This window comes from Sphaerisporangium melleum (genome assembly GCF_014646695.1).
Taxonomy (GTDB): Bacteria; Actinomycetota; Actinomycetes; order Streptosporangiales; family Streptosporangiaceae; genus Sphaerisporangium; species Sphaerisporangium melleum.
Genome location: NZ_BMNT01000035.1, coordinates 82,491 through 107,096 on the forward strand (window position 1 = coordinate 82,491; position 24,606 = coordinate 107,096).

The window sequence follows — 24,606 nt, forward strand, 5'->3', positions numbered from 1 at the left end:
ATGGCTGAGACGCACCCGGCGGCTCCCGCCGGCCTCCCGGTGCGCACCGGGGGCGGGAACCGCCCCCGGTCCACCGGCTGGACCGGGGCCCTGCCCCTACTGGCCTTCGTGGCCCTGGCCTTCGGCATCCCCACCGTCGCGCTGCTCGGCGGGGCCTTCACCGCCGATGGCGCACCCAGCACCGCCAACCTCACCGCCTCCCTCCAGGGCGCCTACCTCACCGCGCTGATCGGCAGCGTCAAGCTGTCGGCGGTCGTCGCGATCGGCGGCGCGGTCGCCGGCACCTTCCTCGCCCAGGCGGTGGTCACCTCCCGGTTCCGCGCGCTGCGCGAGGCCGTGCTGACCGCCTCGGGCGTGCTGGCCAACTTCGGCGGCGTCCCGCTGGCGTTCGCCTGGACGGCCACGCTCGGCAACTCCGGCGTGCTGACCACCCGCCTGGCCCTCGGCGAGCACGGCTGGAGCCTGTACAGCTTCTGGGGCCTCGCCCTGGTCTACCTGTACTTCTCGGTCCCGCTGATGGTGCTGGTCGTCGTCCCCGCCCTGGACGGGCTGCGGCCGCAGTGGCGCGAGGCGGCGCAGAACAACGGCGCGAGCGCCTGGCAGTTCTGGCGCTACGTCGGCATCCCGGTGCTCACCCCAAGCCTGCTCGGCGGGGTGGTGCTGCTGTTCGGCGGCGCCTTCGCGGCGTACGCGACCGCGGCGGCCATGGTCGGCACGGTGGTGCCGCTGGTCACCCTGCAGATCGCCGACGCGCTCACCGGCAACGTGCTGATCGGCCACGAGAACGTCGCGCTGGCCCTCAGCTTCGACATGATCATGGTGGCCGGCCTGGTCATGGCCGTCTACCTCCCCCTCCAGCGCAGGAGCGCCCGATGGCTCCGCTGACCCCCGCGGTCCCCGCCGCCGCCGTGCCGGCCGCGGCGCCCCCGGCCGGCCGCCAGGGCCGCGCGCGGCGCGTACGCGTGTGGCGCGGCGTCGTGCTGGCCGCCGCGGCGCTGTACTTCCTGACGCCGCTGATCACCTCGTTCGTGTTCACCGTCAACGACCCGGTGCGAGGCTTCACGCTCGACGCCTACCTGGAGATCTTCTCCGCCGAGGGCTTCGTGCAGAGCCTGCTGCTCTCGCTCGGGCTGGCCGCGGCCACGATCGTCGTCGTGCTGCTGCTCACCCTGCCCGCGATGCTCGCCGTACGGCTCAGCGCGCCGCGCCTGCGTCCGGTGCTGGAGGTGATCTGCACGCTGCCGCTGGTGGTGCCGCCGATCACCTTCGTGGCCGGCATCAGCACCGTGCTGCGCTGGGGCCCCGACCACCTGGCGGCCACGCCCTTCTACCAGACGATCATCGCGGTGCAGAACCCCGCCTTCCCGGCGGTGCTGGTCATCGCCTACGTCGTGCTCGCGCTGCCGTTCGTCTACCGGTCGCTGGACGCGGGCCTCGGCGCGATCGACGTGCGCACGCTGGTCGAGGCGGCCAGGAACTGCGGGGCCTCCTGGCCGCACGTGCTGCTCCGCGTGATCATTCCGAACCTGCGGGCCGGGCTCGCCAGCGCGTCGTTCCTGACGCTGGCCCTGGTCCTCGGGGAGTACACCGTCGCCCGGCTGCTCGGCTACCAGCCGTTCCCCGTGTGGATCGTCACGATCTCCGGCTCGAACGCCGCCATGTCGGTCGCCGTATCGATCTTCAGCCTGCTGTTCGCCTGGCTGTTGCTACTCGTCCTTTCCACCGCCGGCACCAGGAAGAGGAGCGGTTCATGAACGGGGCTCGGGTGGAGTTCCGGGGACTTCGCCGTACGTTCGGCGCCACCGTCGCCCTCGACGGGCTCGACCTGACCGTCGAGCCCGGCACGCTGATCGCCCTGCTCGGCCCCTCGGGCTGCGGCAAGACCACCGCGCTGCGCTGCGTCGCGGGCTTCGAGCACCCCGACGCCGGGGCCGTGCTGCTGGACGGCAAGGACATCACCCGCGTCCCGGCCAACCGCCGCGACGCCGGCATGGTGTTCCAGTCCTACAGCCTGTTCCCCAACCTGAACGTCTACGACAACGTGGCGTTCGGGCTGCGGGTGCGCAAGGTGCCAGCCGCCAAGCGGCGCGCCCGCGCCGCCGAGCTGCTGGAACTGGTCGGCCTGCCCGCGCACGGCGAGCGGTACCCGCACCAGCTCTCCGGCGGGCAGCAGCAGCGGGTCGCCCTGGCCCGCGCCCTCGCCCTGGAGCCGCGCGTCCTGCTGCTGGACGAGCCGCTCTCGGCGCTGGACGCCAAGGTCAGGGTCGCGCTGCGCGAGGAGATCCGGCGGCTGCAGCTCTCGCTCGGCATCACGACGATCTTCGTGACGCACGACCAGGAGGAGGCGCTGTCGGTCGCCGACCAGGTGGCCGTGCTCAGGAGCGGACGGCTGGAGCAGGTCGGCGCGCCCGCCGAGGTGTACGACCGGCCGGCCACGCCGTTCGTGGCCGAGTTCGTCGGCACGATGAACCGTCTGCCCGGACGGCTGGACGGGCAGGAGGTCGAGGTCGCCGGGCAGCGGCTGCCCGTCCACGGCGAGACCCCCGGCACCCCCGAGGTCGACGTGCTCGTCCGCCCGGAGACCGTGCTGGTCACCGCCGCGTACGACGGCGAAGCTGTGGTGCTCACCTCCTCGTTCCGCGGCGCGTCGGTCCGGCTGCTGCTGCGCACCGACGACGGCACCGAACTGCTGGCCGACCTGCCCGCGCACGACGCCGCCCGGCTGGCCCCCGGGCAGCGGGCCGGTTTCCGGCTCGTGCAGCGGCCGGTGCTCGTCGGCCCCCGTACGACGGTCTCCCCGCCGGCCACCGCGACCGCCGCGGCCGACTGACTCCGTCCGCACCGGCTCCGCGACCAGCAGGGTCACCGCCGAGATCGCACGCGACCGCCGGCCCCGCAGGATCGCGGGACCGGCGGTCGCGTTCCCGGCCCGGGAAGGTCGTCAGCTGCGCGGCAGCACGGCCGCCGCGATGACGACGTTGCTGACGATGGTGGCTGTGACGGTTCGCGCGACAGCCTCCGCGGCGGCACCCGCGCCCCAGTTGCCCTTCTTGAGCTCCTCGGCGCGGGCGATCATTGGCGCGGTCCAGGGAATGTCGCGATCGAACTGAGGGAGCGTGCCGCTTCCATAGAGGAGCGCGGCGAGAGAGGCGACGCGGGGCGTCGGCTCGACACCGTCGACGAGCACCGCGCGAACATCGGCGAGGAGCCCGTCGCGGCGGTCGCCGTCTCCACCCTCGAGGACGGAGGTGTCGAATAGGCCGAGCGCCTTGCGCCTGCTCCGGCGGATGTCGCCGCGCTCGATGAGCCGATCCAGTAGCGGTTCGCGCAGCGCCGGGCCGATCGCGGCGAGGACCGTCTGCACGCCGCGCGGCTTGTCGGCGACGTACTCCCAGCTGGTGCGCAGGAGGTGGTCCGACGGCGGGTTCTCGGCCACGGCCTCCACAGTCGTCCCCAGCCGTCCGCTCGTCGTCCGGACGTGGTCGCCGAGTGCGAGATCGGCGAGCACCGCTCCGGCGAGCACGTAGTACAGCGTGGTCTCTCCGGCGATGCCGCCGGTGCCGGACCGGAGGCCGGCGTCCGGCTGGAAGAGCAGCAGGAGGAGATCCTCGGCCAGGGTCGGTTCCCCGAGCGATGCCTTCCCGCCGGGCTCGCCAGAGCCGCCCGCGCCGAGGTGCCTGTGCTGATCGGTCATTGCTCGGTTCCTCTCGGACTGTGTTCGACTCCCGTCCAGTACAGACCGTGTTCTCGGAACAGGGTCAAGTGCGTTTCACTCCGCCGGCCGCCGCGCTTCCCGAACCACTCGTGCCTGCTCGTTCGCGAGAACGCTTGCACGCACGAGCACCTCCAGCTGGGCGGGGTTGTACAGCTCCACGACGGCGTCGACGAAGGTCTGCTGCGTGACGTGTTCGCTTTTCGACAGGTGCGGGACCGGATCGCTCAGCCACGGATAGTCCAGGAGGTTCTGGGTCAGGACCTCCGCGAGCCGTTCGATGAGAAACCGCTTCGCCTCCTCGTCCGCGTCGGCAGGGAGCGCCCCGAGCTCGGCACCGATGGCGCCGGAATCCGACTCCACCATCTTCCGCAGGTCCGCGAGCGCGTCCTCGTCGTACAACTGCGTGGAGATGTGAATGATCGAGCTGTCCGCTTCCGAGAGCCGAGACGCCACGGCTGCGAATCCGGCCGGGGAGTCCACCGGAGCGTCGTCGCGAAGGATCACGGCGATGTCGGCCCGTGCCCGCTCCAGCCGCTCGATGCTCGCCTGCAGATTTCGGTCGAGCTCGCGTAGAGCATCCGGTGTGTTGTCATCGCCGGCGCTCACCGCACCGATCTGTGCAAGGGGCACACCGAGATCGGCGAGACGTCGGATGCGCAGAAGTCTCACCAGGTGCCGCACCTCATACTGCTTGTATCCGTTGTAGCGGCGCTCAGGCTGTTCCAGCAGGCCGAGCCGGTGGTAGTGGCGGACGGTGTTCACCGTCGTGCCCGCCAGCTCGGCGAGCTCACGCGTACTCCACGCCATGCTGCTTCCTCTCCGCGCTCGGGCGACGTGTGGAGTTGGTGAATGTCTCAATTCAACGCCACGGACGCCGCCTCGCTTCCGACATCGACTGTCGGCGTCGCTCTTAGGCGGCGCTGATGGTTCGCGGGGCCGTGCCGCGCGGGGACGCCGACACCTGACGCTCTCGGCCCTCCGTCCTTGCGGCGGAGGGCCGTTGCGCATGGGGCGATCTCGATAGGCTGACCGTCGCGTACAGGTTCATAGCGGTTCATAGCGGTAAGGCGACGTGGTGAACAACCTAGGTCCGGACGACCCCCTCCAGATCGGCCGCTACCGGCTGCTCGGCCGGCTGGGCCAGGGCGGCATGGGCACGGTGTACCTCGGCCAGGACGACACCGGCCGGCGGGTCGCGGTCAAGGTGATCAACGCCGAGTACAGCAGGCACCAGCAGTTCCGGGTGCGCTTCCGCCGCGAGGCCGAGGCCGCCGGCCGGGTGCGCCGCTTCTGCACCGCCGCCGTGCTGGACGCCGACCTCGACGGCGAGCAACTCTACGTCGTCACCGAGTACGTCGACGGGCCCAACCTGTACGACGCCGTGCTCGCCTCCGGGCCGCTGCGCGGCTCCAGCCTGGACGCGCTGGCCGTCGGCGTCGCCACCGCCCTGACCGCGATCCACGGCGCGGGCATCGTGCACCGCGACCTCAAGCCGTCCAACGTGCTGCTCTCCCCGGTCGGGCCCCGGGTGATCGACTTCGGCATCGCCAGGGCGCTGGACACGCTGGACGGGGTCACCGGCACCGGCGAGCTGATGGGCACACCCCGGTACATGGCCCCGGAGGTGCTGCGCGGCGCGCCCGCCGCGCCCGCCTGCGACGTGTTCTCCTGGGGCGGCCTGGTGGCGTTCGCGGCGAGCGGGCGGCCCGCGTTCGGCGGCGACTCGATGCCCTCGATCATGTACCAGGTGCTCAACGGCGAGCCGTCGCTGGACGGCCTGGAGCCGCCGCTGCGCGACCTGGTGGCCGCCACCCTGAACAAGGACCCGGCGCGCCGGCCCACGGCCCAGCAGATCCTGGACCAGATGATCGGCCGGACGACCCCCGAACACGCCCAGCACACCGTCCTGCAGACCTGGCAGGCCCAGCCCGTCTCCCCACCTCCGGCCGGGAGTCCCACCGCCCTCCCACCCACCCTCGCCGGCCCTGCGCCCACCATCGCGGGCTCTCCCCCCACCCATCCCTACACCGCCCAGCAGACCCTCGCCGCCCCACACAACGGCCCGGCCGGTGCAGGCCAGGGACCGATGGCTGGCGGCCACGGCGTACCGGCGGGTCAGACACAGGATGCTCCGGGCAGATGGCCGGGAACACCAGACGGCCACCTGCCGGGCGGGCCGACGGGTCAGGCGCCGGGAGCCCCGGGCATCCCCCGGCCAGGCGGACCGGTGGGCACGCAGGCGCTCGGTACGTCGTCCGCGGGCGGCCCGGGCACAGGCGTGCGGCGCGGGGTGCCGGCGGCGGGGCGCAAGTGGGTCGTGCTGGGTGGCCTGCTCGGCGTGGTCCTCGTGGTGGCGGGCGTACGCGCGCTGTTCGCGCCGCCCGGCCCGCCGGACGACCTCGGCTACCTCTACCGGGCCGACTTCAACGAGAGCGGCACCGGCTGGAGCGGCGGCGAGTACACCGGCAAGGAGTACGGCCGGTACGGCTACGCGCCCGCCGGGTACTACGCCATCGACGTGGACGAGAAACAGGCCGAGCACATGGAGAAGGCCCCCCTGCCGTTCATCCCAGCGCAGCCGCCCACCCCCGACCCGTCCGCCTCCCCCACACCGACGACCCCCGACCGGCTGCTGATCACCGTGACAGCGACGGCCCGGGCGGCCAAGGGACCCGGCGAGTACGGGCTGTTCTGCCGGGCCGACGCCCAGTACCCGCAGAGCCGGTACGAGTTCCTGCTGAACGCCGACGGCGAGGCGCGCATCCGCCGGGTGACCAAGGGCACCGGCGGCGATCTCACCCCACCGCTCGCGGTGGACGGCCTGGAGGCCGGCAAACCGGCGAAGGTGCAGGCCGAGTGCGCGTCGACCGGCGAGGGCGTGCGGCTGGCCCTGTGGGTGAACGGCGAGCGGGTGCAGTCCTACGTCGACAACTCGGGCAACCCGCCGTACCTGCCGAACGGCGACGTCGGCTTCCTCGCCCGCGTACCGGAGAAGTCGGGCGCGACCCTGCAGACCACCTTCGACGACTTCATCGTCCAAGGCCCCACCCCCGCCACCCCCAAACAGGGCTGACCGCCGGCCGGCCGTTCAGGTGGTGACCGGCTGGGAGGCGGCGTGCTGGGCGGGGACCGGCAGCACCTGCTGCGCGGGCACCGGCTGGCGGGCGGGCATCGCCGGTTGGGCGGGTACCGGTGGCCGAGCGGGCATTGGCGCAGGCGCTTCCGGCTCCGGGGCGCGGTTGAGTTCGGCGGCGCGGGCGACCTCCTCGGCGATGACCTGCCGGGACGGCCAGGTCGTCACCGACACGGCCATCAGGAGCAGTCCGCACACCGCCCAGGCGCCGATGACGAGCGGCACGGGCAGCCGTTCGGCGAGCGCGCCGGCGACCAGTACGGCGACGGCGTGGGTGAGCTGGATGCCGCCCTGCATGATGCCGAACGCACGTGCCCGGTAGGCGTTCGGCAGCATCTGGACGAACAGCCCGTTCAGCGGGACCAGGACGGTGTTGACCGCCGCGGCGGCCAGCAGCACCAGCGCGAACGCCACCGCGAACGGCGGCGCGGCCAGCACGGGCACCAGCAGCAGCGGCGCGGCCAGCAACAGCGGCCGCAGCAGGCGCAGCCTCCGCTCGGGGCCGGTCATGCGGGTGACGACGGCCCCGAGCACCGCGCCGATCGGCGGGGCGGCCATGAGCAGGCCGGTGACCTGCGAGCCGCCTCCGAAGGACGGCGCCCAGGCCGCGGCGAGCCCTTCGGGGACGATGATGATGCCGACGACGCTGAACACGACCATGGCGGTGGGCCGCATCACCCGGTGCCCGAACACGAAGCCCAGGCCGTCGAACGTCTCCCGCAGCAGCGAGCGCCGCTCGGTGTGGACCACCGGCAGCGGCCGGGGACGCACGCCGCGCCACAGCAGCAGCGTCGAGGCGGCGTACGTGGCGGCGTTGATCACCAGTGCGGCGTGCGGATCGATGGCCGCGACCACGCCGCCCAGCGCGTACCCGGCGACCTGCGCGGACTGGCCGGCCATGTTCTGGAAGGACAGCCCGACGACGTACCGGTCGCCGGTGAGCAGTTGCGCGACCATGGCCGAGCGGGCGGCCTGGAACGGCGGGGTGAGCAGGGACGCGCCGAGGAGCAGCAGGAGCAGTACGGGCAGCGGCGTCGCGGGCAGGGCCATCAGCCCCACCATCACCATCCGCGCGACATCACAGATGATCATTACGCGGCGGTAGGGGTAGCGTTCGGCCAGGGCGGCGAGCACCGGGCCGCCGGCCACCCAGGGCAGGTAGCTGATGGCGAAGCCGATGGCCGACAGCAGCACCGAGCCGGTGTTGCTGAACACCAGGAAGGCCACGGCGACCTTGGCGAAGTAGTCGCCCACCCAGGACAGTACGGCGGCACCGAACAGGGCGCGGTACTCGGCGACCCCGAACACGTCCCGGAACGTCGCCGGCCGGTCGTCCGTGGCCGTTACCCTGCCCGTACGCCGATGCCTGCCTCTCCCCCGGCCCATGGCCCTCCGGGCCCGGCCCCCACCCGTGGCGGCGCCGCGCAAGGCTCGGCCGGCACCCGCGACGTGGGCGGTGCTCGCGGCCGGGACGGGGTCGGCGCCACCGTACGCGCGCCCCGTCGCCGCCGTGGTGTCCGTGACCGTCGGTGTGGCCGTCGCCGTCACCGGCCCGGGACGATCCCCGGCCCCCGTCTCCTGAAGATCTTCGCTCACCGGCGCTCAGTCCTCGCGTTCCAGGTCGCAGGTGGCGCGGCGCGGCTGGGGAAGCCCGCGTCGCGCCTGTCCGATCCGCGTAGCCCCCCACGACGCCCTGACGCTTTCCTCCGCTTCGACAGAGCGAGGCTACAAAGAGTCATGATTGCAGGAGAAGATGGGATTTAGGCGATATTAAGCTGCTTATGAGGTCCATAGCCTGGGGTTACCCCTATAGCCCCCTACGCCTACAAAGGGGGGTACGTACCCGCTAGTCCTTCTTTAAGGACTTATGCAGGGCGAAGCGACAGATGCCACAATTCACAAAGAATGACACCCGCATGTGCGCTCGTGGCGGCGGGCAGGACCGGCGGACCCCGCGTCAGGCGCTGCGGCGGACGATCAGTTCGGCGGGCAGGATCACCGAGGACGCCGGGCCGCCGTCCAGATTGCGGAGCAGGAGGCGGACGGCCGTGCGGGCCTGGTCGGCCGCGGGCATGCGGACCGTGGTGAGCGGGGGGACGGTGTACGAGGCGGCCTCGAGGTCGTCGAAGCCGACCACGGCGACCTCGTCCGGCACCCGCCGCCCCGCCTCGTGCAGGACGCTCAGCGCGCCGGCCGCCATCAGGTCGCCCGCCGCGAACACCGCGTCCAGCCCCGGATCGTCCTCCAGCAGCTCCCTCATGGCCTGCGCGCCCGACGCCCGCGTGAGGTCGCCCGTCGCGATGACCGAGCGGCGCCCGGCCTCGCGCAGCGCCTCGCGGTAGCCCGCAAGGCGGTCTCGCGCGGCGGTGCTGTCCACCGGGCCGCAGATCATGGCGACCCGGCGGCGGCCCTGGGCGAGCAGGTGGTCGACCGCGGCCCGGGCCCCGCCCACGTCGTCGCCAGCCACGTACGGCACGGCCGGCGGCGCGGCGGGCCGTCCCAGCGCCACCATCGGGACGCCGGTGCGGGCGAGCGCGCTCAGCAGCGGGTCGGCGCCCGCCGTGGCCACGATCACGACCCCGTCGAGGTGCCCGGCGACGGCCTGCTCCTCCACCCGGAACCGGCTGCCCGGCGACCCCCCGAGCATGAGCATGACCCGTTTGCCCGCCGCCTCCAGCGCGTGACCCGCCGCCTGGACGACCGCCGCGAACGCCGGGTCGTCCGCCCCGCCGGGCGTACCGGGCACGACCAGGCCGATCGTGTCGGTGCGCTGGGTGACCAGGGTGCGCGCCGCGGAGTTCGGCACGTAGCCGAGCTCGTTGACCACGTGCATGACGGTCTCGCGGAACTGGGGGCTCACCGTCGCCTGGCCGTTGATCACCCGGGAGACGGTCGACCGGGACACCCCGGCCCGGGCGGCGACCTCCTCCAGGGTCGGCCGCCGGGCCCGTTCCTTCCACAGCCCGTTGCGGCGGATCACCTCGCGGTACCACAGCCCGCTGTCCTTGAGCACCCGCCGCTGCGTGCCGAAATCGACGTGGACGATGCCGAACCGCTTGTTGTACCCCTCGGCCCACTCGAAGTTGTCCAGCAGCGACCAGACCAGGTAGCCGCGCAGATCGGCGCCGGCCTCGATCGCCGCGTGCGCCGCCCGCAGGTGGCTCTCCAGGAAGGCCGTACGGTCGGCGTCGTGCACGCGATCTCCGGAGACCACGTCGTCGAAGGCCGCGCCGTTCTCGGCGACCAGCAGGCCGACCCCGGGGTAGTCGCGGGTGAGCCGCAGCAGGAGCTGGGACAGGCCGGTCGGCACGATCGGCCAGCCGGTCGCGGTGGTCGGGGCGAAGGCGCCGGGGAACTCGATGTCCTCGGTGCCGGGATAGGCGGGGTTCGCCGGGGTGCCGGGCATCGACCGGACGACACACGGGGTGTAGTAGTTCACGCCCAGCAGGTCGATGGGCCGGCCGATCTCGGCCAGGTCGCCGTCCCTGATGTGGCCGAGCCCGGCCACCCGCTCGATGATGGGCAGCACCCGCGCGGGGTACTCCCCGCGTAACACCGGGTCGAGGAACTGCCGGTTGATCAGGGCGTCCACCCGGTCCACCGCCTCGGCGTCCTCCGGCGAGAGCGCGACGGCCGGGTCGTTCACCTGGCCGGGGGTCAGCACCGGGGCGAGGTTGACGTTCAGGGTGATCTGGGACGCGCCGCCCGCGCGCAGCACCCGCACCCCGAGGCCGTGGGCGAGCAGCAGGTGGTGGGCCGCGCGGAAGGCGTCCGCCCACGAGTTGCGGCCCGGCGCGTGCACACCGATGCCGTAGCCCAGCACGGACGCCACCCAGGGCTCGTTGACCGTCATCCAGGTGCGCACCCGGTCGCCGAGCCGGGCCTGCACGGTCTCGGCGTACTCGGCGAAGCGGTACGCCGTGTCGCGGTCGGTCCAGCCGCCGCGGTCCTCCAGCGCCTGCGGCAGGTCCCAGTGGTACAGCGCCGGGTACGGCTCGATGCCGGCCGCCAGCAGCCCGTCGACCAGGCGCTCGTAGAAGTCGAGCCCTGCCTGGTTGACCGGCCCGGACCCGTCGGGCCGCACGCGTGTCCAGGCGATGGAGAACCGGTAGGCCGACAGCCCCAGCCGGTCCATCAGGCCGATGTCCTCGGCGTAGCGGTGGTAGTGGTCGCAGGCGGTGTCCCCGGTGCGCGCGTCGGCGATCGCGCCGGGCCTGCGCGAGAAGGTGTCCCAGATCGACACGCCCCGGCCGTCCGCCCGCGTGGCTCCCTCCACCTGGTAGGCCGCCGTGGCGGCCCCCCAGATGAACCCGTCGGGAAAGGCGAGCGTCTGCCCCCGCATCGCGGTGGTCGTCGCGGACATCCTCTGGAAACTCCCGTCTGCGGTCGTCGTGCCTGTCGTGTGCCCGCCACGGCCGGGACGTCCGATTGTGGCGCCCGGAGAACGGTGGAACGTGGCAGAGCCATTCTGTCCGCCCCTTCCCCGCCCGCGCACCCCGTGGCAGGTGCGAATGTGAGCACGATTATCAGCGGTGCGGGATCCGTCCGCGACCAGGCGGGAAACGAACGCCGATCTTGCCGGTGAATTCCGGTTCTCCGCGGGGAAAGCCCGTTCCGTATGGGAACAAGGGGCGCACCGCGGATGGTTGGCCATCGGCGAGCAGCGTCGATCGCGAAGGAGTCCAGCGGCATGCATGCAATCGTCGTCAACACCCCCGGCGGGTCGTCCGCGCTGACCTACGCCGAGGTGCCCGACCCGGTGCCCGGCCCCGGCGAGGTGCTGGTCGACCTCGACGCGAGCGGCGTGAACTTCATCGACGTGTACCAGCGCGAAGGGCGCTATCCGATCCCGGTGCCGTTCACCCTCGGGTCGGAGGGCGCGGGCACCGTGGCCGCCGTCGGGGAGGGCGTGACCGGCATCGCCACCGGCGACCGGGTCGGCTGGCAGGGCGTGCTCGGCGGGTACGCCGAGAAGGCCGTGATCCCGGCGGACCGGGCCATCCCGCTGCCGGACGGGCTGGCGTCCGACACGGCCGCCGCCGTGCTGCTGCAGGGCCTCACCGCCCACTACCTGGCCACCTCGACCTACCCGGTCCAGCCGGGGGACGAGGTGCTGGTGCACGCGGGCGCGGGCGGCATGGGGCTGCTGCTCACCCAGATCGTCAAGCTGCGCGGCGGCCGGGTCATCTCCACGGTGTCCAGCGCCGAGAAGGAGAAGCTGGCCAAGGACGCAGGCGCCGACGAGGTGATCCGCTACGAGGGCTTCGCCGAGGCCGTGCGCGACCTCACCGGCGGCCGGGGCGTCCACGTGGTGTACGACGGCGTGGGCAAGACGACCTTCGACGGCAGCCTGGCCTCGCTGCGCCCGCGTGGCCTGCTCGCGCTGTACGGCGGGGCGAGCGGCGCGGTGCCGCCGTTCGACCCGATGCGGCTGAACCAGCTCGGCTCGCTGTTCCTGACCCGGCCCACGCTGGGTCACTACGTCGCCACCCGCGAGGAGCTGCTCGCCCGGGCGGACGAACTGCTCGGCTGGGTGACCTCCGGCACCGTCAAGGTGCACATCGGCGGCCGCTACCCGCTGGCCGAGGCGCGCCGCGCCCACGACGACCTCGAAGCCCGCCGCACCACCGGCAAACTCCTCCTCATCCCCTGACGAGAGCCGCCGGGGGCACACACTCACCCCGTGATGAGGTCAGCGCGGTCACATCACCCCGTCATGTGATGGAGTCACCGGGGCCCGCTCATGCCGTAATGGGTGTCACCGGGTCGGCTGATCGGCAGACCCGGTGCCCGCTCACTCACCTCGGACCCGGGCACCCGGCTCACCTCGGACCCGGGACACCCCGGCTCGCGCCCCCGGCGGGGTCCAGTGCCCTTTCCCGCACCCGAGACCCGCCCCGGCCGGCGGGAGGGTCAACGGCCGGCGGCCAGGTCGAAGAGCAGGACGCCCAGGTAGATGCCGCCGGCGATCGCGATCACGTGCAGCGCGATCGCCCAGGCGCGCAGTGCGCTCTCGTTCTTCATCGCGTTCTCCGATTCGAAGGATCAGTGGGAGCCGTTGAGCAGGCGGGCCTTGGCCGCGGCGTACTCGGCGTCGTCCAGCCGGCCGTCCGCGTGCAGCGCCGACAGCCGTTCGAGCCGGCCGACCAGGTCGCCCGGCCCAGGATCGGCGGGGACGTTCGAGGGGGTCGGCTCGATGAACCGTGGCCCAGGCCCGGCCGGGGGGCGGTCCTGCGGCACGTCGTCCTGCGGCGTCCCGCCGTCCTGAGGTGCGCCACGAACGTAGCGTGCCCCGCCACGCGGGTCGTCCCACGAAGCGGGCAGGCCCGACAGGATGCGGCGGCGCGGCGGCGCGTCCTGCGGGACGTCGCCCGGCGGGTAGTCGACGTACGGCCGATCGCGATCGCGGCTGGTGTGCCTGATCTGCTGCCCTGGCAGCACCACCGAGGTCGTCCAGCGCACGGTTCCGGGAAGGGTGGGCGCCGGCGACCCGGACGGGCCGGGCCGTGGCGCCGTCCCCCAGAACACCGCCCGGAACGCGCCGCGGCTGAACAGGAAGAACAATGGGCCGATGCCCATCAGCACGAACAGCACCCCGCAGAACAGGAAACCCCCGTCGGGCTCCGGGGCCGACAGCGCGCTCTCCAGGAAGGCGTACCCGAGGCTGAGGAACAGCGCCGGCCAGCCCAGCATGACCAGCCGGGGCCCCACCGGCAGGAGGCTGAACGCGTAGACGCCGATCCCCGCCAGGCCGCCGAAGATCGAGATCGGGAGGAGCCAGTCGACCCCCTCCGGGCATGGGACGGCGATGACGTACGGGCCGCCGGAACCGCAGCTGCCGCCGATGCTCATGACCGCTCGCGAACACAGGAAGAGAAGGGTCAGGGCACAACTGGCGCCGCCCAGGCCGAGGAGGACGCCGATCGACCGGCGGACGAGCTGCAGGGGGGAGATCACGCTCCGCATGGTAGGCCAGACACCCCCGCCGAAACAGAGTCCACCCCACCCCTGTGGACAACCTCCTTCGCCCCAACCCTCCGCGCTACCCGCACGCTTTCGTGGCCGGCGGACAGCTGATGTACTACGCGGTGAGCGGGGTCACCACGCCTCAGTCCCGTGACATCTCCGATGACAACCACCTCTGGTGCTGAGGAGCGATTCAGAGATGATCCTCAAGAGATCGGTCGCGGCCTCGGCGCTCATAGGTCTTCTGGTCGGCGGCGTCGCAGGCGGAGCGGCAACGGGATGGTTCCGAAATGCGCCGGAATTCTCGGTGCAGCGCGTGCACGCGAGCCACGCTTTCGACGTAGGCAACGACCAGGTGCTGGCCGGCTGGGCCGACAACGTCTTCGTCGCCAAGGTGAGCGCGAAGCAAGGCCAGGAGAAGATGAGCACGACGAGCAAGATGCCGGTGACGCTCTGGAGCGCCGAAATCGCCGAGAACTACAAAGGCGATCTCTCCGGAACCGTGACGCTGGCCCAGCAGGGCGGATACGTCCAGGAGACGAACAGCCTGCTGCTCATGGACGATGACGCGCTGTTGGAGCCGGGCCGCGAATACCTCTTCGTCAGCCGCCAGTCCAAGGGGCGCCACTGGATCGTGCCGCATTACGGCGACATCCCGCTGCCCGACCCCTCGCTCCGCACGAGCGTGGATCTGCGCAACCGTTGGAAGAACGCCGTGGCACGGCAACAGCCTGACGCGTGGAAGGAAGGCCTCACTTACACCCCGGAAAGGGGCTAACCGAAACCGCCGTCTTACCCAGGCTCCCTGAGACGTGAGCGGAGGCATGGCTCCTCCGCTCACCGTCCCGGCCGGACCGGGGCAAGGGTCAGGGCTCCGCGGCGTCGGGGGGCCAGTCGAGGAGGCGGGCGCCGAGGACGGCCGTCTCCAGGGTGAAGCGCTGGGTCGGGTCGTCCGGGGAGAACCCGGTGAGCCTGCGGATCCGCTCCAGCCGGTAGGTGACCGCGCGGGTGCTGATGCCGAGCCGGCGGGCGGCGGCCGCCTGGTTGCCCTGCCCCGCGAACACCGCCTCCAGCGTCGCGAGCAGCGGCTCCGGCCCGCCGCGGGCGTTGCGCAGCGGGCCGAGCACGGTGGCGACCAGGTCCTCGATCGCCTCGCGGTCGCGTAACAACACCGGGAAGACCAGCAGGTCGGCGGCCTTGAGCACCTGGGGGCGCAACCCCAGCCGCTCGCCCAGCCTGATGGCGTCGCTCGCCTCCCGGAAGGAGGTCACCACCCCGCCGGGGCCCCGGTGCGGGCGCCCCACTCCGACCCGCCACTCGCCGTCGAGCGCGCCGCGCACATGGTGGGTGAACTCCCCGGTGGCCGCCGTCAGCGTGCCGGGCGCGACGCACACCAGCAGGCCGTCCCGGGCCGCGACCAGGATGTTGTGCGAGCCGAACCGGGCGATCAGCGCCTGCTCGATGCGGCGCACCAGCGGATCGCCCTCGCCGATCGGCTCGGCGTCCTTGGCCACGGCGACCACGTACGCCTCGGCGAGCCGCAGCCCGAAGTGCTCGGCGCGCTCGGCCAGCCGGTCCGCCCGTCCCTGCAGCAGGTCGTCGATGAACTCCCGCCGCGCCCGCTCCTCCTGGCGCAGCGCCCGCTGTTGCGCCTCCTCGTACCCCTCGAAGTACGCGCCGAGCACCCGCCGCACCGCCCCCAGCACGGACCCCTCCGCGGCCCGCCCGGCGGACTCGGCGGGACGACCAGTGGATTCCGCGACGTGGGCGGCGGACTCCACCGGGCGGTCTGTTGACTCCGGGGCACGGGCGGTCAAGCGGGCGGGGCGTACGGTCAGCTCGGCGGCGAGCAGGCACGCCTCGGCCAGCGAGCGCATGGGCACGCCGCGCTCGGCGGCGGCCGTCCCGGCGGCCCGCAGCGCCTCGACGACGTCGCGGCCGGGCAGCCGGCCGGTGGCCGAGGCCGCACTGAGCACCGGAAGGCACCGTTCGACCAGGTCGGCGGGCACCCCGGTGGCCTCGCTCACGTGAGCGAGAACGTCCATCACACTCCTACGTCACGCCGGTCGAAGGACAGCACGGCGGTCAGCGCGAGCACGGCCGTCCCGGCGAGCAGCACCAGGCAGTCTCCGACCGGGAGGCCGTTGACCAGCGGGTTTCCCTCACTGTAGTAGTGGAACGGCGTGAGACGGCTCAGCACGTCCATCACCTGGGAGTCCCTGGACAGCGCGGTGAACACATAGCCCGCCACCGCGTAGGCACCCGCGACCCCCATCGCGAGCCCCTTGTTCCCGGTGGCCGCGCCCACGGTCAGGGCGAGCGTCCCGAAGAACAGCACGAGCAGGTACAGCGCGATGTGGGCGGCGAGGATGCGGCCGAAGGGCACGTCCATGTCCACCGCCGCCGCCAGGACGGTCAGCACCGTGAGCGACACCACGGCGACCGCGAGCAGCCCGGCGGCCAGCGCGGCGAAGCGTTCCAGCACGAGCCTCTTGCGGTCCACCGGCAGCGTGACCGTCAGCTCCAGCGTCCCGGACTCCTCCGGCGCGGCGATCGCCTTGTTGCCGAGGATCACCGCGCACATGATGAACAGCAGCGGGACGAACAGCTGGTAGACGACGGCCTGCAGGAAGCCGGCGCCGCTGGTGAAGTTCTCCAGCCCGCCCATTAGCTTGCGGACGCCTTCGGGGTACTTCGCGAGCGCGGCCTGGCTGTAGAAATCGGGATTGTCGCGCATCTGCGGGAAGAACGAGACGTACAGCCCGATGAACGTGCAGATGCCGATCGTCCATCCGATGAGCGCGCGGCGGTACTCGCGCAGGGTCTTACGCACCAACATGGGCATGGTGCACGTCCTCGCTGTAGTAGGTCAGGAAGATCTCCTCCAGGTCCGGCTCGGCCGAGACCAGGTGCACGACGGTGAACCGCGCCGCCGCCTTGATGAGCGCGTCCGGCCGGCCGTCGATCGTGCAGCTCAGCGCCGCCCCCTCGATCTTGAGGTCGCGCACTCCGGGCAGGTCGCGGAACGCCTCCTCCGGGACCGGCGCGTCGAAGTGCAACTCCACCTTGCGCACGGCCTTCTCGCGGAGCGCGGCGATGTCCTCCACGGCGACCAGCCGGCCGCGCCGGACGATGCCCACCCGGTTGGAGACGTGCTCCACCTCGGCCAGGACGTGCGAGGACATCAGCACCGTACGGCCCGCCGTACGGGCCTCGCGCACCATGGCCAGGAACTCCTGCTGCACCAGCGGGTCCAGGCCGCTGGTCGGCTCGTCGAGGATCAGCAGGTCGGGCTCGTGCATGAACGCCTGGATCAGGCCGACCTTCTGCTTGTTGCCCTTCGAGAGCCGGCCCATCCTGACCGACAGGTCGACCTCCAGCCGTTCGGCCAGCGTCTCGATCATGCCCTTGCCGATGCCGCCGCGCACGCCGGCGAGGTAGGCGAGGTACTCGCTCGCCTTCTCCCGGCCTTCCAGGGCCAGCTCGCCGGGCAGGTACCCGACCCGCCCGCGTACCGCCGCGTCACGCGGGTCGGCGCCGAACAGGCGGGCCACGCCGCGCGTCGGCCTGATCACGTCCAGGAGCAGCCTGATCGTGGTCGTCTTCCCTGCGCCGTTCGGTCCGAGGTACCCGAACACCTCGCCGGGACGGATCTCCAGGGTGAGATCCTCAAGGCCCCGGCGTTTCCCGTAGAACTTCGTCAGTCCCTCGGTCTGCACCACTGCTGTCATGCACGGCATCGTGACGCCGAACCCGCCACCCCCGACAGGCACGCACCCGGACAGTTGCCGCCCTCTTCATTTCCACAACCCGGCAAGCTCCCGCCAAGAACGCTCTACCCGCTCCTTCCCGCACTCCGTGGCGGCCGACCGTACAAAGGCACCCGGCCGGCCCCAGCGAGCACCGGACCATTGCGGGCGATGGTGCCCCCTCCCGCGACCTGGTCACCACCGCCGAACGCGAGATCGACGTGCGGCTAGCGGGGGCCGTCGATCGAGCAGGCGTCCGTACCTCCGGGCAGCCGGTGCCGGTAGCGGGAGACCAGGCGGTACACACCTTCGGCCGCCCAGCTCACCGGCGGGGCCATCATCACCAGCCCGGCGGCCCGCCACCACGCGCTGGGTTGCACCGCGAGCAGCACGGCGATGGCCCGCGCCCCGGACGCGCGCAGCCCGTGCGGTCCGAGAAGCTGCACCGACGAGGTGACCTCCTTGCGGGTCAGCCCGTGCTCGGCCAGGTCGAGCCCCTGCCAGGCCCGGACCGTCGGCATGTACGGCAGATGCTCACGCCCGAAGTCCACACAGCGCCGGCAGAACCCGCAGTCCCCGTCATAGACCAGCATCCGCCAACCCCTTCCGTATCCCTCCGCGCCCTACCCGGAACGCGCCTCGGTAGCCATCGCCCCTGTGCCCTGGGATGGCGCGACCACTCGACAGCACAACGGGCGCCGCCGCGCGATCGTCCCCCGGGGCCGGTTGCCCCGATCACGAACGGGCCGCCGAGCGCGCCGGGTGGGCAGCACAGTGACAGGCCACCGGCATCGCTCCAGCCGGAGCGGTTGGTCACCGGCCGGTCACCTGCGTCGCTCCAGCCGGAACGGCCTCGTCACCGACCGGCCGCCGGGCCCGTTCCGGAGACGCCTCCGGGCGCGAGGACGGGCAGGCCCGCGGGCGCGCCGTTCTTCATCAGGGCGAGCAGCGCGTCGGTGTCCACATGCCGCTCGATCAGGTCGCCGAGCGCGTCCAGATGGGCCTCCCGCAGTGCGGCGAACGACACTCCCGGCGCGGGGACGAAACGCCGCCCTGCCGCCGCGGCCACCTCGGCCAGGAACGCGCGCCGGAAGTCGTCGTTCTCCAGCGCCCCGTGCCACGTCGTCCCCCACACCGATCCGGCCCGGCACCCGTCCAGGAACGGCTCCACCCCGCCGCCGGACTCCGGCCAGGCGACGGTGACCTGGCCGTGGTGGATCTCGTACGCGGCGACGCGGCAGCCGTACGCCGCGCCGACCGGCCGGGCCAGGGTCTTCTCGGCCGCGAACTCCACCGTGGCGGGCAGCAGTCCGAGCCCTTCGACCAGCCCGGCACCCGACTCGACCTCGTCCCTGATCGAACGGGCGAGCATCTGGTAGCCGCCGCAGATGCCGAGGATCGGTCCGCGCCGGGCGAGCAACTCCGCGGCCAGACCGGTACGGCGCAACCACTCCAGGTCGGCCACCGTGGCGCGGGACCCCGGCAGGACCACCAGATCGGCGTCCCGGATGTCCCCCACTTCGGACGCCGAACCGACGAACCGCACGACGACGCCCGGCTCGGCGGCGAGGGCGTCCAGGTCGGTGAAGTTGGAGACCCGCGGATACCGCATCACCGCCACCCGCAGCCCCTCGCCCCTGAAGGCCCCGGGCGCCTCCTGCAAGCCCGCCCCCTGCGAGTCCACCGCCCGAAGCGCTTTTCTGAGGTCCGCCGCCCCGAGAGCCCCTGGGACGTTCGTCGCCGTGGGAACCCCGGGAACACCGGTTGCCGCCATCGTCCGGCCCCGCCCATCGAGGGCCAGCGAATCCTCCAGGTCCAGCCACAGGCCGTCCAGCCACGGCAGCACCCCGTACACCGGCCGGCCGGTCAGGTCGCGCAGCATGTCCAGCCCGGGCTCCAGCAGTTCCCGGGCCCCCCGGAACTTATTGATCAGAAAGCCGCTGATGAGCGCCTGGTCGGCGGCGTCGAGCAGCGCGAGCGTGCCGTACAGCGCGGCGAACACCCCGCCCCGGTCGATGTCCCCGACGACCACCACGGGGATGTCCGCGGCCCGGGCCAGCCCCATGTTCGCGATGTCGCCCCGGCGCAGATTGATCTCCGCCGGGCTGCCCGCCCCCTCGCAGACCACGACGTCGTACGACGCGCGCAGCCGCTGGTACGACTCCAGCGCGACCTTCCGCAGATGGTCGCGGTACGCGCCGTACTCCATCGCGTCGACGTCGGCGATCGGCCTGCCCAGCACGACCACCTGGCTGCGCCGGTCACTGCCCGGTTTGAGAAGAATGGGGTTCATGTCGGCGGTCGGCTCAATGCCCGCCGCCTGCGCCTGCGCGACCTGCGCCCGCCCGATCTCGGCGCCGTCGACCGTGACGAACGAGTTGAGCGACATGTTCTGCGCCTTGAACGGGGCCACGCGCACCCCCCGCCGGGCGAGCCACCGGCAGATACCCGCCGTGACGACGCTCTTCCCCGCATCCGACGTAGTCCCCGCGACCAGCAACGTCCCCTTCAACACACCCCGAACAATGCCAGTCCCCCCGTCCCCACCAAAACCCACCCTCAAGGCCCGCCGAGATCCTGCAGCCAAGGAAGGCATCGGCCAGACGATGCAAAGCTTGCCGAGCAAGCCCGTTCGGTCGGCTACGTGAGTCGTAAGCTGCAAGGGCTGCGGGCCTTCGCGCCACAAAGTTCGTCGAGCACATCTCCATGCTCGCGCCGAAACCTGATCTTGAAAGGATGCAGGCCATGAGCGAGGAAGAGGGACGTGTTTTCCGGGAGGCGTGGATCGCGGGCGTGCGCGCGCACTATCCGGGAGAACCGAAGCCGGGCTATGTGACTCCTTGGGAGGACACCCCCGAGTGGGAACGACGGGCGGCTGCCGCCGTTCACCGGCAGGTGCGCGACTTCATCGAGGTCAGCGACGGTATGACCAGCAAACTGACCCGCGCCCAAAAGGGCCGCTTCGTGGCATTGTGCTGGATCGCTCAGATTTACCGGCACATCGAATCCCCTAAACCGTCCTATGTTGCGGATTGGGATGACCTGCCGGAATGGCAGCAGGAGACAGACTCTGACATCTTCGAGCGCATCGAAAAGGAGGCGTAAGCGCCCATATACCGGGACGCGTATCGCCCCGTCCGCACCAACCTAGCGAAACCCGAATACCGGCCGACGGCACAGCTTCCGGCATCGCACTACCGAGCAAGGGCGCGGCGCCGGCGTCCCAGGGTCCAGGCCACCCCGACGGCGAGGGCGGCTGCGGTGAGGTTGATGGCGTGGGCGAGGCGGACCGATCTGGGGATGTCGGCGACCTCGGGTTCGGGGCCGTCGCCCATGACCGGGCGGTGCTCGACCCGCTCCCCGTACACATTGCGCCCGCCGAGGCGGACGCCGAGCGCGCCCGCGAAGGCCGCCTCGCAGCGGCCGGAGTTCGGGCTGGGATGCCGGCCGCCGTCCCTGCGCAGCACCGCGGCGGCCTCCCCCGGCGTCCCGCCGACCAGCGGCGCCAGCGCGCAGGCCAGCGCCCCGGTGAGCCGGGCCGGCAGGTAGTTGGCGCCGTCGTCCAGGCGCGCCGCCGCCCAGCCGAACCGTTCGTACCGGTCGGAGCGGTGGCCGACCATCGCGTCCAGCGTGTTGACCGCTCGGTAGGCCAGCAGGCCGGGCACGCCCGCCACGGCTCCCCAGACGAGCGGGGCGACCACGGCGTCGGAGGTGTTCTCCGCGACGGACTCGACCGTCGCCCGGGCCAGCTCGCCCGCGGACAGCCCGGACGGGTCACGCCCGCACAGGTGGGGCAGTCGCGCCCGCGCGGCGGCCAGATCGCCGGACTCCAGAGCACGGGACATCGCCGTCCCCTCCCGGCCCAAGGTCGTGCCACCGAGCACCGCCCAGGTGGCGACCGCGGTCAGCGTGGCACGCGCCGCCGGGGCCCGCCGGGTCAGCCGTTCGGCCGCCGCGCCCAGGACGGTGACCGTGCCCACGCACACCGCCACGTGCGCCACGCCCCTGCCGCGCGACCTGCCGTACAGGCGGCGCTCGACGGCCGCGGCGGCCCGGCCGAACACCGCCACCGGGTGGGCTCCGCTGCGCGGGTCGGCGAACACCGCGTCCAGGACGACCCCGGCCGCCAGCCCTGCCGCCCGTGCCTTCCAGCCGCTCCGCCCGGCCGTCGCCGCGTGCCGGCGTGCCGAGCGCTCTCGCAGCACCGGCGAGGTGCCCAAGGCCGGCACGAGCCCCGGCACACGTCCTCGCCTAGACAAGGTGGGCATTCAGGTCATCCCAGTTGGCGTCCAGCCAGGCCGCGGCGCGGCGGATGCGTTCCCCCGCGCCGTCTCGCCACATGCGGGCCCAGCCCCCGCCGTCCCGTTCCGCGCGGGCGCGCATGGCGACGTACGAGCGGCCGAACCGGAGACGGCTCACCTCCAGCAACCGGCGCCGCTCGCGGGCGGAGAAGCCGTACGCGTCGCAGAACAGCCGCAGGCGGGGCCCGACGTCCAGGCGCCGCTGCGCCGGGTCACGGTCCACCGGATCGGCGATGGGCGCCCAGTGGCGCAGCGCGGTGACCGCGTCGAAGAGGCGGGTCGTGGGGCGGGCCATGTCGAAGTCGATCAGGGCATACGGTCGGCCGTCACGAAATATCACGTTCTCTGGGGTGATGTCGCAATGGCCGATCAGCTCGGGCGACGCGTCGTCGTACGCGCCGCGGACCCAGCACGCGTCCCGCGGCGGGACGAACCCCGCGGCGGCCTCGTGGTACCGGCGGATCAGCACCGCCAGGTGCACCAGCGCCTCGTCGCTCAGCACATGGGACCGCAGCGGACGCACGGCCGCCTCACCGGGCACATAGGACAGGACCTCCCGTCCCCGCTCGTCGACGCCGTGCACCCGCGGCGCCCCGTCGAACCCGGCCGCCTCCAAGTGCCGCAGCAGAGCGTGCACGGCCGGACTGGACGCCCGCATCGGCCGGCGCACGGTGTCGCCCACCCGGACGACCCCCTCCGTCACATCACCGCCGTGTAGGGGGATTTCCGGAGGAGCAGTCGTGCCGACGAACATGGCGCACCAGCATAGTCCTCCCCTCCCTCCAGAACGTCCCCTTTCACACTGCACCAGGCATCGGCGCAAGGTGCGCGGCCAGCGTCCTCGGCCGCCGGCACCCGCACGCCACCCTCGCACTCCGGCCCACCGTCCCGGCACCGAGGGCACTGCGCGCGCGACCACGACCACCCCGCTCCACGCTCCCGTTCCCCGGGCGGAAGACGGCACCGGCCTGCTGTCCTGGGACGGAGCACCGGCCCGGGTTGTCTACGGTTACCTCATGCCGATCGCCCTGGCCTTCGCCGCCTTCGTCACGACCTTGCTGGGCGGGCTCGTCGCACAGCGCGTCCGCGACCGGCGGCACATCGTCCTGGGCGCGGCGGCCGGCGTGATGCTCGGCGTGGTCGCCTTCGACCTCATCCCGGAAAGCCTGGCGCTGTCGTCCCACCGCCTTCTGGGCGTCCCCGTTCCGGTGCTCGCGCTCGCGGCGGGCTTCCTCGCGATCCACGTCGTCGAACGGTCACTCGCCGTCCACGATGTCAAGGACGGTCACTATGCCAGCCACAGTCACCGGCACTCCGCCGTCGGCCTCGGCGCCGGGTCGGCACTGGTCGTGCACAGTTTCATTGACGGCGCGGCGATCGGCGCCGCCTTCCAGTCGGGCCGGGAACTGGGCCTGGTGGTGGCGGTCGCCGTCATCGCGCACGACTTCACCGACGGCTTCAACACCTTCACCCTCACGACGCTGTACGGCAACGCCCGCCGCCGCGCCCTGACTCTCGTGCTCCTCGACGCCGTGGCCCCCGTGCTCGGCGCCGCGCTGACCTTCCTGGTGGACATTCCCGAGCCCGTGCTCGCCGGTTACCTGGGCTTCTTCGCCGGCTTCCTGCTCTACCTCGCGACCGCCGACATCCTGCCCGAAGCGCACACCACCGACCACCCCACCCAGGCCACCCTCCTCGCCACCCTCGCGGGCACCGTGTTCATGTGGCTCGTCATCGGCTTGGCCGCACATCACACTGACGCACTCCCCGGCCTGAAGTGAAGGCCGGGATTCAGCACTTACGCGCGGGCCTTCACCCCCGGCGTGAACGCCGGAGCACTGGCCCGAATTCAGATGGCGGCTCGCCCACACGTCCGAGCGACCTCGGCCGACTCCTCGCCGCGCGTCGGTGACCCACGCGAAAGAGAATGCAGATGAGACCGGCGAACGTGGTGTCGGCCCACAGATCTCACGGCACTCTTCCCGAGCGGCATTCACGCCGGCGGACGTCTACGCGACGAAGTGTGCGAGCGACAACGGCTCCGTGTCGGACTCCCTTCCACACGTGACGACATTCGGTGGCGTGGGGGAAGTAAACACAATCAGGTCCGGCCGGTCAAGGATGTGTCACGTAGTGCCGGCGAGGCTCCGGACAGGCGCCTGTCGGGCAACTCCGCGGGTTGACGGTCCGCGCATCTCAGAGCATCCCGATGGAACAGTCACCACCCGCGACGCACGAGAACTCCGTCCCGAAACTTTCACCGTCATTCTCGCGGCACTTTGCAGCTGACCCACGCCATAGCCTCAGCCGTACCCGAAAGTTTCAGCTAGGGCTTGACACGTTTCACAACCGTTTCCAGACTGAGCACCCAGGCCGCCCTTGTCAGTCGGTGGTGCGTGTCGCATGGGCCCTGGCCGCGACGTCCTGTGGTGTGCGTCCTCGCTAGATGACGCGACGTCGAGTCCGCGGACGACCTCCGCATTCTCTCCGTTTCCTTATGCACTTCTGGAGTTCACGCATGGGCATGAACGACTCGGCCCCGCCTTGGGCCCGCCGTCACTCCGGCGGTCTGCGCCGGGCGCTGATCGCCGGAGCGGTCGGCGTCATCGGCATCACCCTGACGATTCCCCTCCGCGCGGACGCCGCCGAGAGCACGCTGGGCGCGGCGGCCGCGCAGAGCGGCCGGTACTTCGGCACCGCGATCGCCGCGGGCAAGCTGGGTGACTCGACCTACACCACGAT

At 72.1% G+C, this 24,606-nt stretch carries 20 protein-coding genes and 1 pseudogene; 9 read left to right on the forward strand and 12 right to left on the reverse strand.

The window, feature by feature from the left end:
* The 3 genes from IEY93_RS27685 to IEY93_RS27695 are packed head-to-tail and all read left to right on the forward strand — an operon-like array spanning window position 1 to window position 2,830.
* Complete coding sequence (locus tag IEY93_RS27685; RefSeq protein WP_189166067.1) at window positions 1-885, forward strand: ABC transporter permease; 885 nt, start codon at window positions 1-3, stop codon at window positions 883-885.
* Window positions 873-1,754 (forward strand): ABC transporter permease, encoded by an 882-nt coding sequence (locus IEY93_RS27690; protein WP_189166068.1) that lies wholly within the window; start codon window positions 873-875, stop codon window positions 1,752-1,754. The genes IEY93_RS27685 and IEY93_RS27690 overlap by 13 nt, the downstream gene beginning before the upstream one ends.
* On the forward strand, window positions 1,751-2,830 hold the full coding sequence (locus IEY93_RS27695) for an ABC transporter ATP-binding protein (protein ID WP_189166069.1): 1,080 nt from the start codon (window positions 1,751-1,753) through the stop codon (window positions 2,828-2,830). The genes IEY93_RS27690 and IEY93_RS27695 overlap by 4 nt, the downstream gene beginning before the upstream one ends.
* Before the next feature lie 111 nt (window positions 2,831-2,941).
* Here IEY93_RS27695 and IEY93_RS27700 read toward each other — a convergent pair whose 3' ends face one another.
* Window positions 2,942-3,694 carry a GOLPH3/VPS74 family protein gene (locus IEY93_RS27700; RefSeq protein WP_203968910.1) on the reverse strand — a complete coding sequence of 251 codons (753 nt, stop codon included), beginning with the start codon at window positions 3,692-3,694 and terminating at the stop codon, window positions 2,942-2,944.
* 75 nt (window positions 3,695-3,769) lie between these two features.
* Window positions 3,770-4,522 (reverse strand): MerR family transcriptional regulator, encoded by a 753-nt coding sequence (locus tag IEY93_RS27705; RefSeq protein WP_189166070.1) that lies wholly within the window; start codon window positions 4,520-4,522, stop codon window positions 3,770-3,772.
* Between the two features lie 268 nt (window positions 4,523-4,790).
* Here IEY93_RS27705 and IEY93_RS38680 point away from each other — a divergent pair, with 268 nt between their 5' ends.
* A complete protein-coding gene (locus tag IEY93_RS38680) occupies window positions 4,791-6,788 on the forward strand; it encodes a serine/threonine protein kinase (protein ID WP_229691530.1) in 1,998 nt (665 codons plus the stop codon).
* 15 nt (window positions 6,789-6,803) lie between these two features.
* Here IEY93_RS38680 and IEY93_RS27715 read toward each other — a convergent pair whose 3' ends face one another.
* Together IEY93_RS27715 and IEY93_RS39615 are read right to left on the reverse strand one after the other, a co-directional pair.
* Window positions 6,804-8,156 carry an MFS transporter gene (locus IEY93_RS27715; protein WP_189166071.1) on the reverse strand — a complete coding sequence of 451 codons (1,353 nt, stop codon included), beginning with the start codon at window positions 8,154-8,156 and terminating at the stop codon, window positions 6,804-6,806.
* Window positions 8,157-8,805: 649 nt separating this feature from the next.
* Entirely contained in the window at window positions 8,806-11,211 is a 2,406-nt protein-coding gene (locus IEY93_RS39615; protein WP_189166072.1) for a GH1 family beta-glucosidase, read from the reverse strand.
* Window positions 11,212-11,538: 327 nt separating this feature from the next.
* Between IEY93_RS39615 and IEY93_RS27725 the strand changes: the two genes are divergently transcribed.
* Window positions 11,539-12,501, forward strand: coding sequence for a quinone oxidoreductase family protein (locus tag IEY93_RS27725; RefSeq protein ID WP_189166073.1), 963 nt, complete (start codon window positions 11,539-11,541; stop codon window positions 12,499-12,501).
* Between the two features lie 392 nt (window positions 12,502-12,893).
* On the opposite strand, the gene IEY93_RS27730 is transcribed toward IEY93_RS27725, so the two are convergent.
* On the reverse strand, window positions 12,894-13,805 hold the full coding sequence (locus IEY93_RS27730; protein WP_189166074.1) for an SHOCT domain-containing protein: 912 nt from the start codon (window positions 13,803-13,805) through the stop codon (window positions 12,894-12,896).
* Window positions 13,806-14,013: 208 nt separating this feature from the next.
* Here IEY93_RS27730 and IEY93_RS27735 point away from each other — a divergent pair, with 208 nt between their 5' ends.
* Window positions 14,014-14,592, forward strand: a complete 579-nt coding sequence (locus IEY93_RS27735; RefSeq protein WP_189166075.1) for a hypothetical protein — start codon at window positions 14,014-14,016, stop codon at window positions 14,590-14,592.
* An 88-nt stretch (window positions 14,593-14,680) separates the two neighbouring features.
* Here the strand turns inward: IEY93_RS27735 and IEY93_RS27740 are convergent, their stop codons facing one another.
* The 5 genes from IEY93_RS27740 to IEY93_RS27760 all read right to left on the reverse strand — a co-directional run bounded on the left by IEY93_RS27740 (window position 14,681) and on the right by IEY93_RS27760 (window position 20,075).
* Window positions 14,681-15,859: a PucR family transcriptional regulator gene (locus IEY93_RS27740; protein WP_189166076.1), complete on the reverse strand. Its 1,179-nt coding sequence runs from the start codon at window positions 15,857-15,859 to the stop codon at window positions 14,681-14,683.
* Complete coding sequence (locus IEY93_RS27745) at window positions 15,859-16,659, reverse strand: DUF2705 family protein (RefSeq protein ID WP_189166077.1); 801 nt, start codon at window positions 16,657-16,659, stop codon at window positions 15,859-15,861. The genes IEY93_RS27740 and IEY93_RS27745 overlap by 1 nt, the downstream gene beginning before the upstream one ends.
* Window positions 16,640-17,545, reverse strand: coding sequence for an ABC transporter ATP-binding protein (locus IEY93_RS27750; RefSeq protein ID WP_189166078.1), 906 nt, complete (start codon window positions 17,543-17,545; stop codon window positions 16,640-16,642). The genes IEY93_RS27745 and IEY93_RS27750 overlap by 20 nt, the downstream gene beginning before the upstream one ends.
* A gap of 245 nt (window positions 17,546-17,790) precedes the next feature.
* The gene (locus tag IEY93_RS27755) at window positions 17,791-18,156 is read right to left on the reverse strand and encodes a thiol-disulfide oxidoreductase DCC family protein (protein ID WP_189166079.1); all 366 of its coding nucleotides are present in this window, start codon (window positions 18,154-18,156) and stop codon (window positions 17,791-17,793) included.
* A gap of 263 nt (window positions 18,157-18,419) precedes the next feature.
* Window positions 18,420-20,075: a cobyric acid synthase gene (locus IEY93_RS27760; protein ID WP_229691534.1), complete on the reverse strand. Its 1,656-nt coding sequence runs from the start codon at window positions 20,073-20,075 to the stop codon at window positions 18,420-18,422.
* A 233-nt stretch (window positions 20,076-20,308) separates the two neighbouring features.
* On the opposite strand from IEY93_RS27760, the gene IEY93_RS27765 reads away from it, so the two are divergent.
* The gene (locus tag IEY93_RS27765; protein WP_189166081.1) at window positions 20,309-20,668 is read left to right on the forward strand and encodes a hypothetical protein; all 360 of its coding nucleotides are present in this window, start codon (window positions 20,309-20,311) and stop codon (window positions 20,666-20,668) included.
* 89 nt (window positions 20,669-20,757) lie between these two features.
* Here the strand turns inward: IEY93_RS27765 and IEY93_RS27770 are convergent, their stop codons facing one another.
* Window positions 20,758-21,804, reverse strand: a complete 1,047-nt coding sequence (locus tag IEY93_RS27770; protein WP_268241587.1) for a cobalamin biosynthesis protein — start codon at window positions 21,802-21,804, stop codon at window positions 20,758-20,760.
* A 10-nt stretch (window positions 21,805-21,814) separates the two neighbouring features.
* A complete protein-coding gene (locus tag IEY93_RS27775; protein WP_229691531.1) occupies window positions 21,815-22,567 on the reverse strand; it encodes a phosphotransferase in 753 nt (250 codons plus the stop codon).
* A 313-nt stretch (window positions 22,568-22,880) separates the two neighbouring features.
* Here IEY93_RS27775 and IEY93_RS27780 point away from each other — a divergent pair, with 313 nt between their 5' ends.
* Window positions 22,881-23,645, forward strand: a complete 765-nt coding sequence (locus IEY93_RS27780) for a ZIP family metal transporter (protein ID WP_189166084.1) — start codon at window positions 22,881-22,883, stop codon at window positions 23,643-23,645.
* 737 nt (window positions 23,646-24,382) lie between these two features.
* Window positions 24,383-24,606 (forward strand): annotated as a pseudogene (locus IEY93_RS27785) (endo-1,4-beta-xylanase); the annotation flags it as partial.

Coding starts and splice junctions, on each gene's coding strand:
- IEY93_RS27725 (WP_189166073.1), top strand. CDS start 11,539: ATGCATGCAATCGTCGTCAACACCCCCGGCGGGTCGTCCGCGCTGACC.
- IEY93_RS27685 (WP_189166067.1), top strand. CDS start 1: ATGGCTGAGACGCACCCGGCGGCTCCCGCCGGCCTCCCGGTGCGCACC.
- IEY93_RS27740 (WP_189166076.1), bottom strand. CDS start 15,859: ATGGACGTTCTCGCTCACGTGAGCGAGGCCACCGGGGTGCCCGCCGAC.
- IEY93_RS39615 (WP_189166072.1), bottom strand. CDS start 11,211: ATGTCCGCGACGACCACCGCGATGCGGGGGCAGACGCTCGCCTTTCCC.
- IEY93_RS27745 (WP_189166077.1), bottom strand. CDS start 16,659: ATGCCCATGTTGGTGCGTAAGACCCTGCGCGAGTACCGCCGCGCGCTC.
- IEY93_RS27705 (WP_189166070.1), bottom strand. CDS start 4,522: ATGGCGTGGAGTACGCGTGAGCTCGCCGAGCTGGCGGGCACGACGGTG.
- IEY93_RS27690 (WP_189166068.1), top strand. CDS start 873: ATGGCTCCGCTGACCCCCGCGGTCCCCGCCGCCGCCGTGCCGGCCGCG.
- IEY93_RS27735 (WP_189166075.1), top strand. CDS start 14,014: ATGATCCTCAAGAGATCGGTCGCGGCCTCGGCGCTCATAGGTCTTCTG.
- IEY93_RS27780 (WP_189166084.1), top strand. CDS start 22,881: ATGCCGATCGCCCTGGCCTTCGCCGCCTTCGTCACGACCTTGCTGGGC.
- IEY93_RS27750 (WP_189166078.1), bottom strand. CDS start 17,545: ATGACAGCAGTGGTGCAGACCGAGGGACTGACGAAGTTCTACGGGAAA.
- IEY93_RS27700 (WP_203968910.1), bottom strand. CDS start 3,694: ATGACCGATCAGCACAGGCACCTCGGCGCGGGCGGCTCTGGCGAGCCC.
- IEY93_RS27755 (WP_189166079.1), bottom strand. CDS start 18,156: ATGCTGGTCTATGACGGGGACTGCGGGTTCTGCCGGCGCTGTGTGGAC.
- IEY93_RS27765 (WP_189166081.1), top strand. CDS start 20,309: ATGAGCGAGGAAGAGGGACGTGTTTTCCGGGAGGCGTGGATCGCGGGC.
- IEY93_RS27695 (WP_189166069.1), top strand. CDS start 1,751: ATGAACGGGGCTCGGGTGGAGTTCCGGGGACTTCGCCGTACGTTCGGC.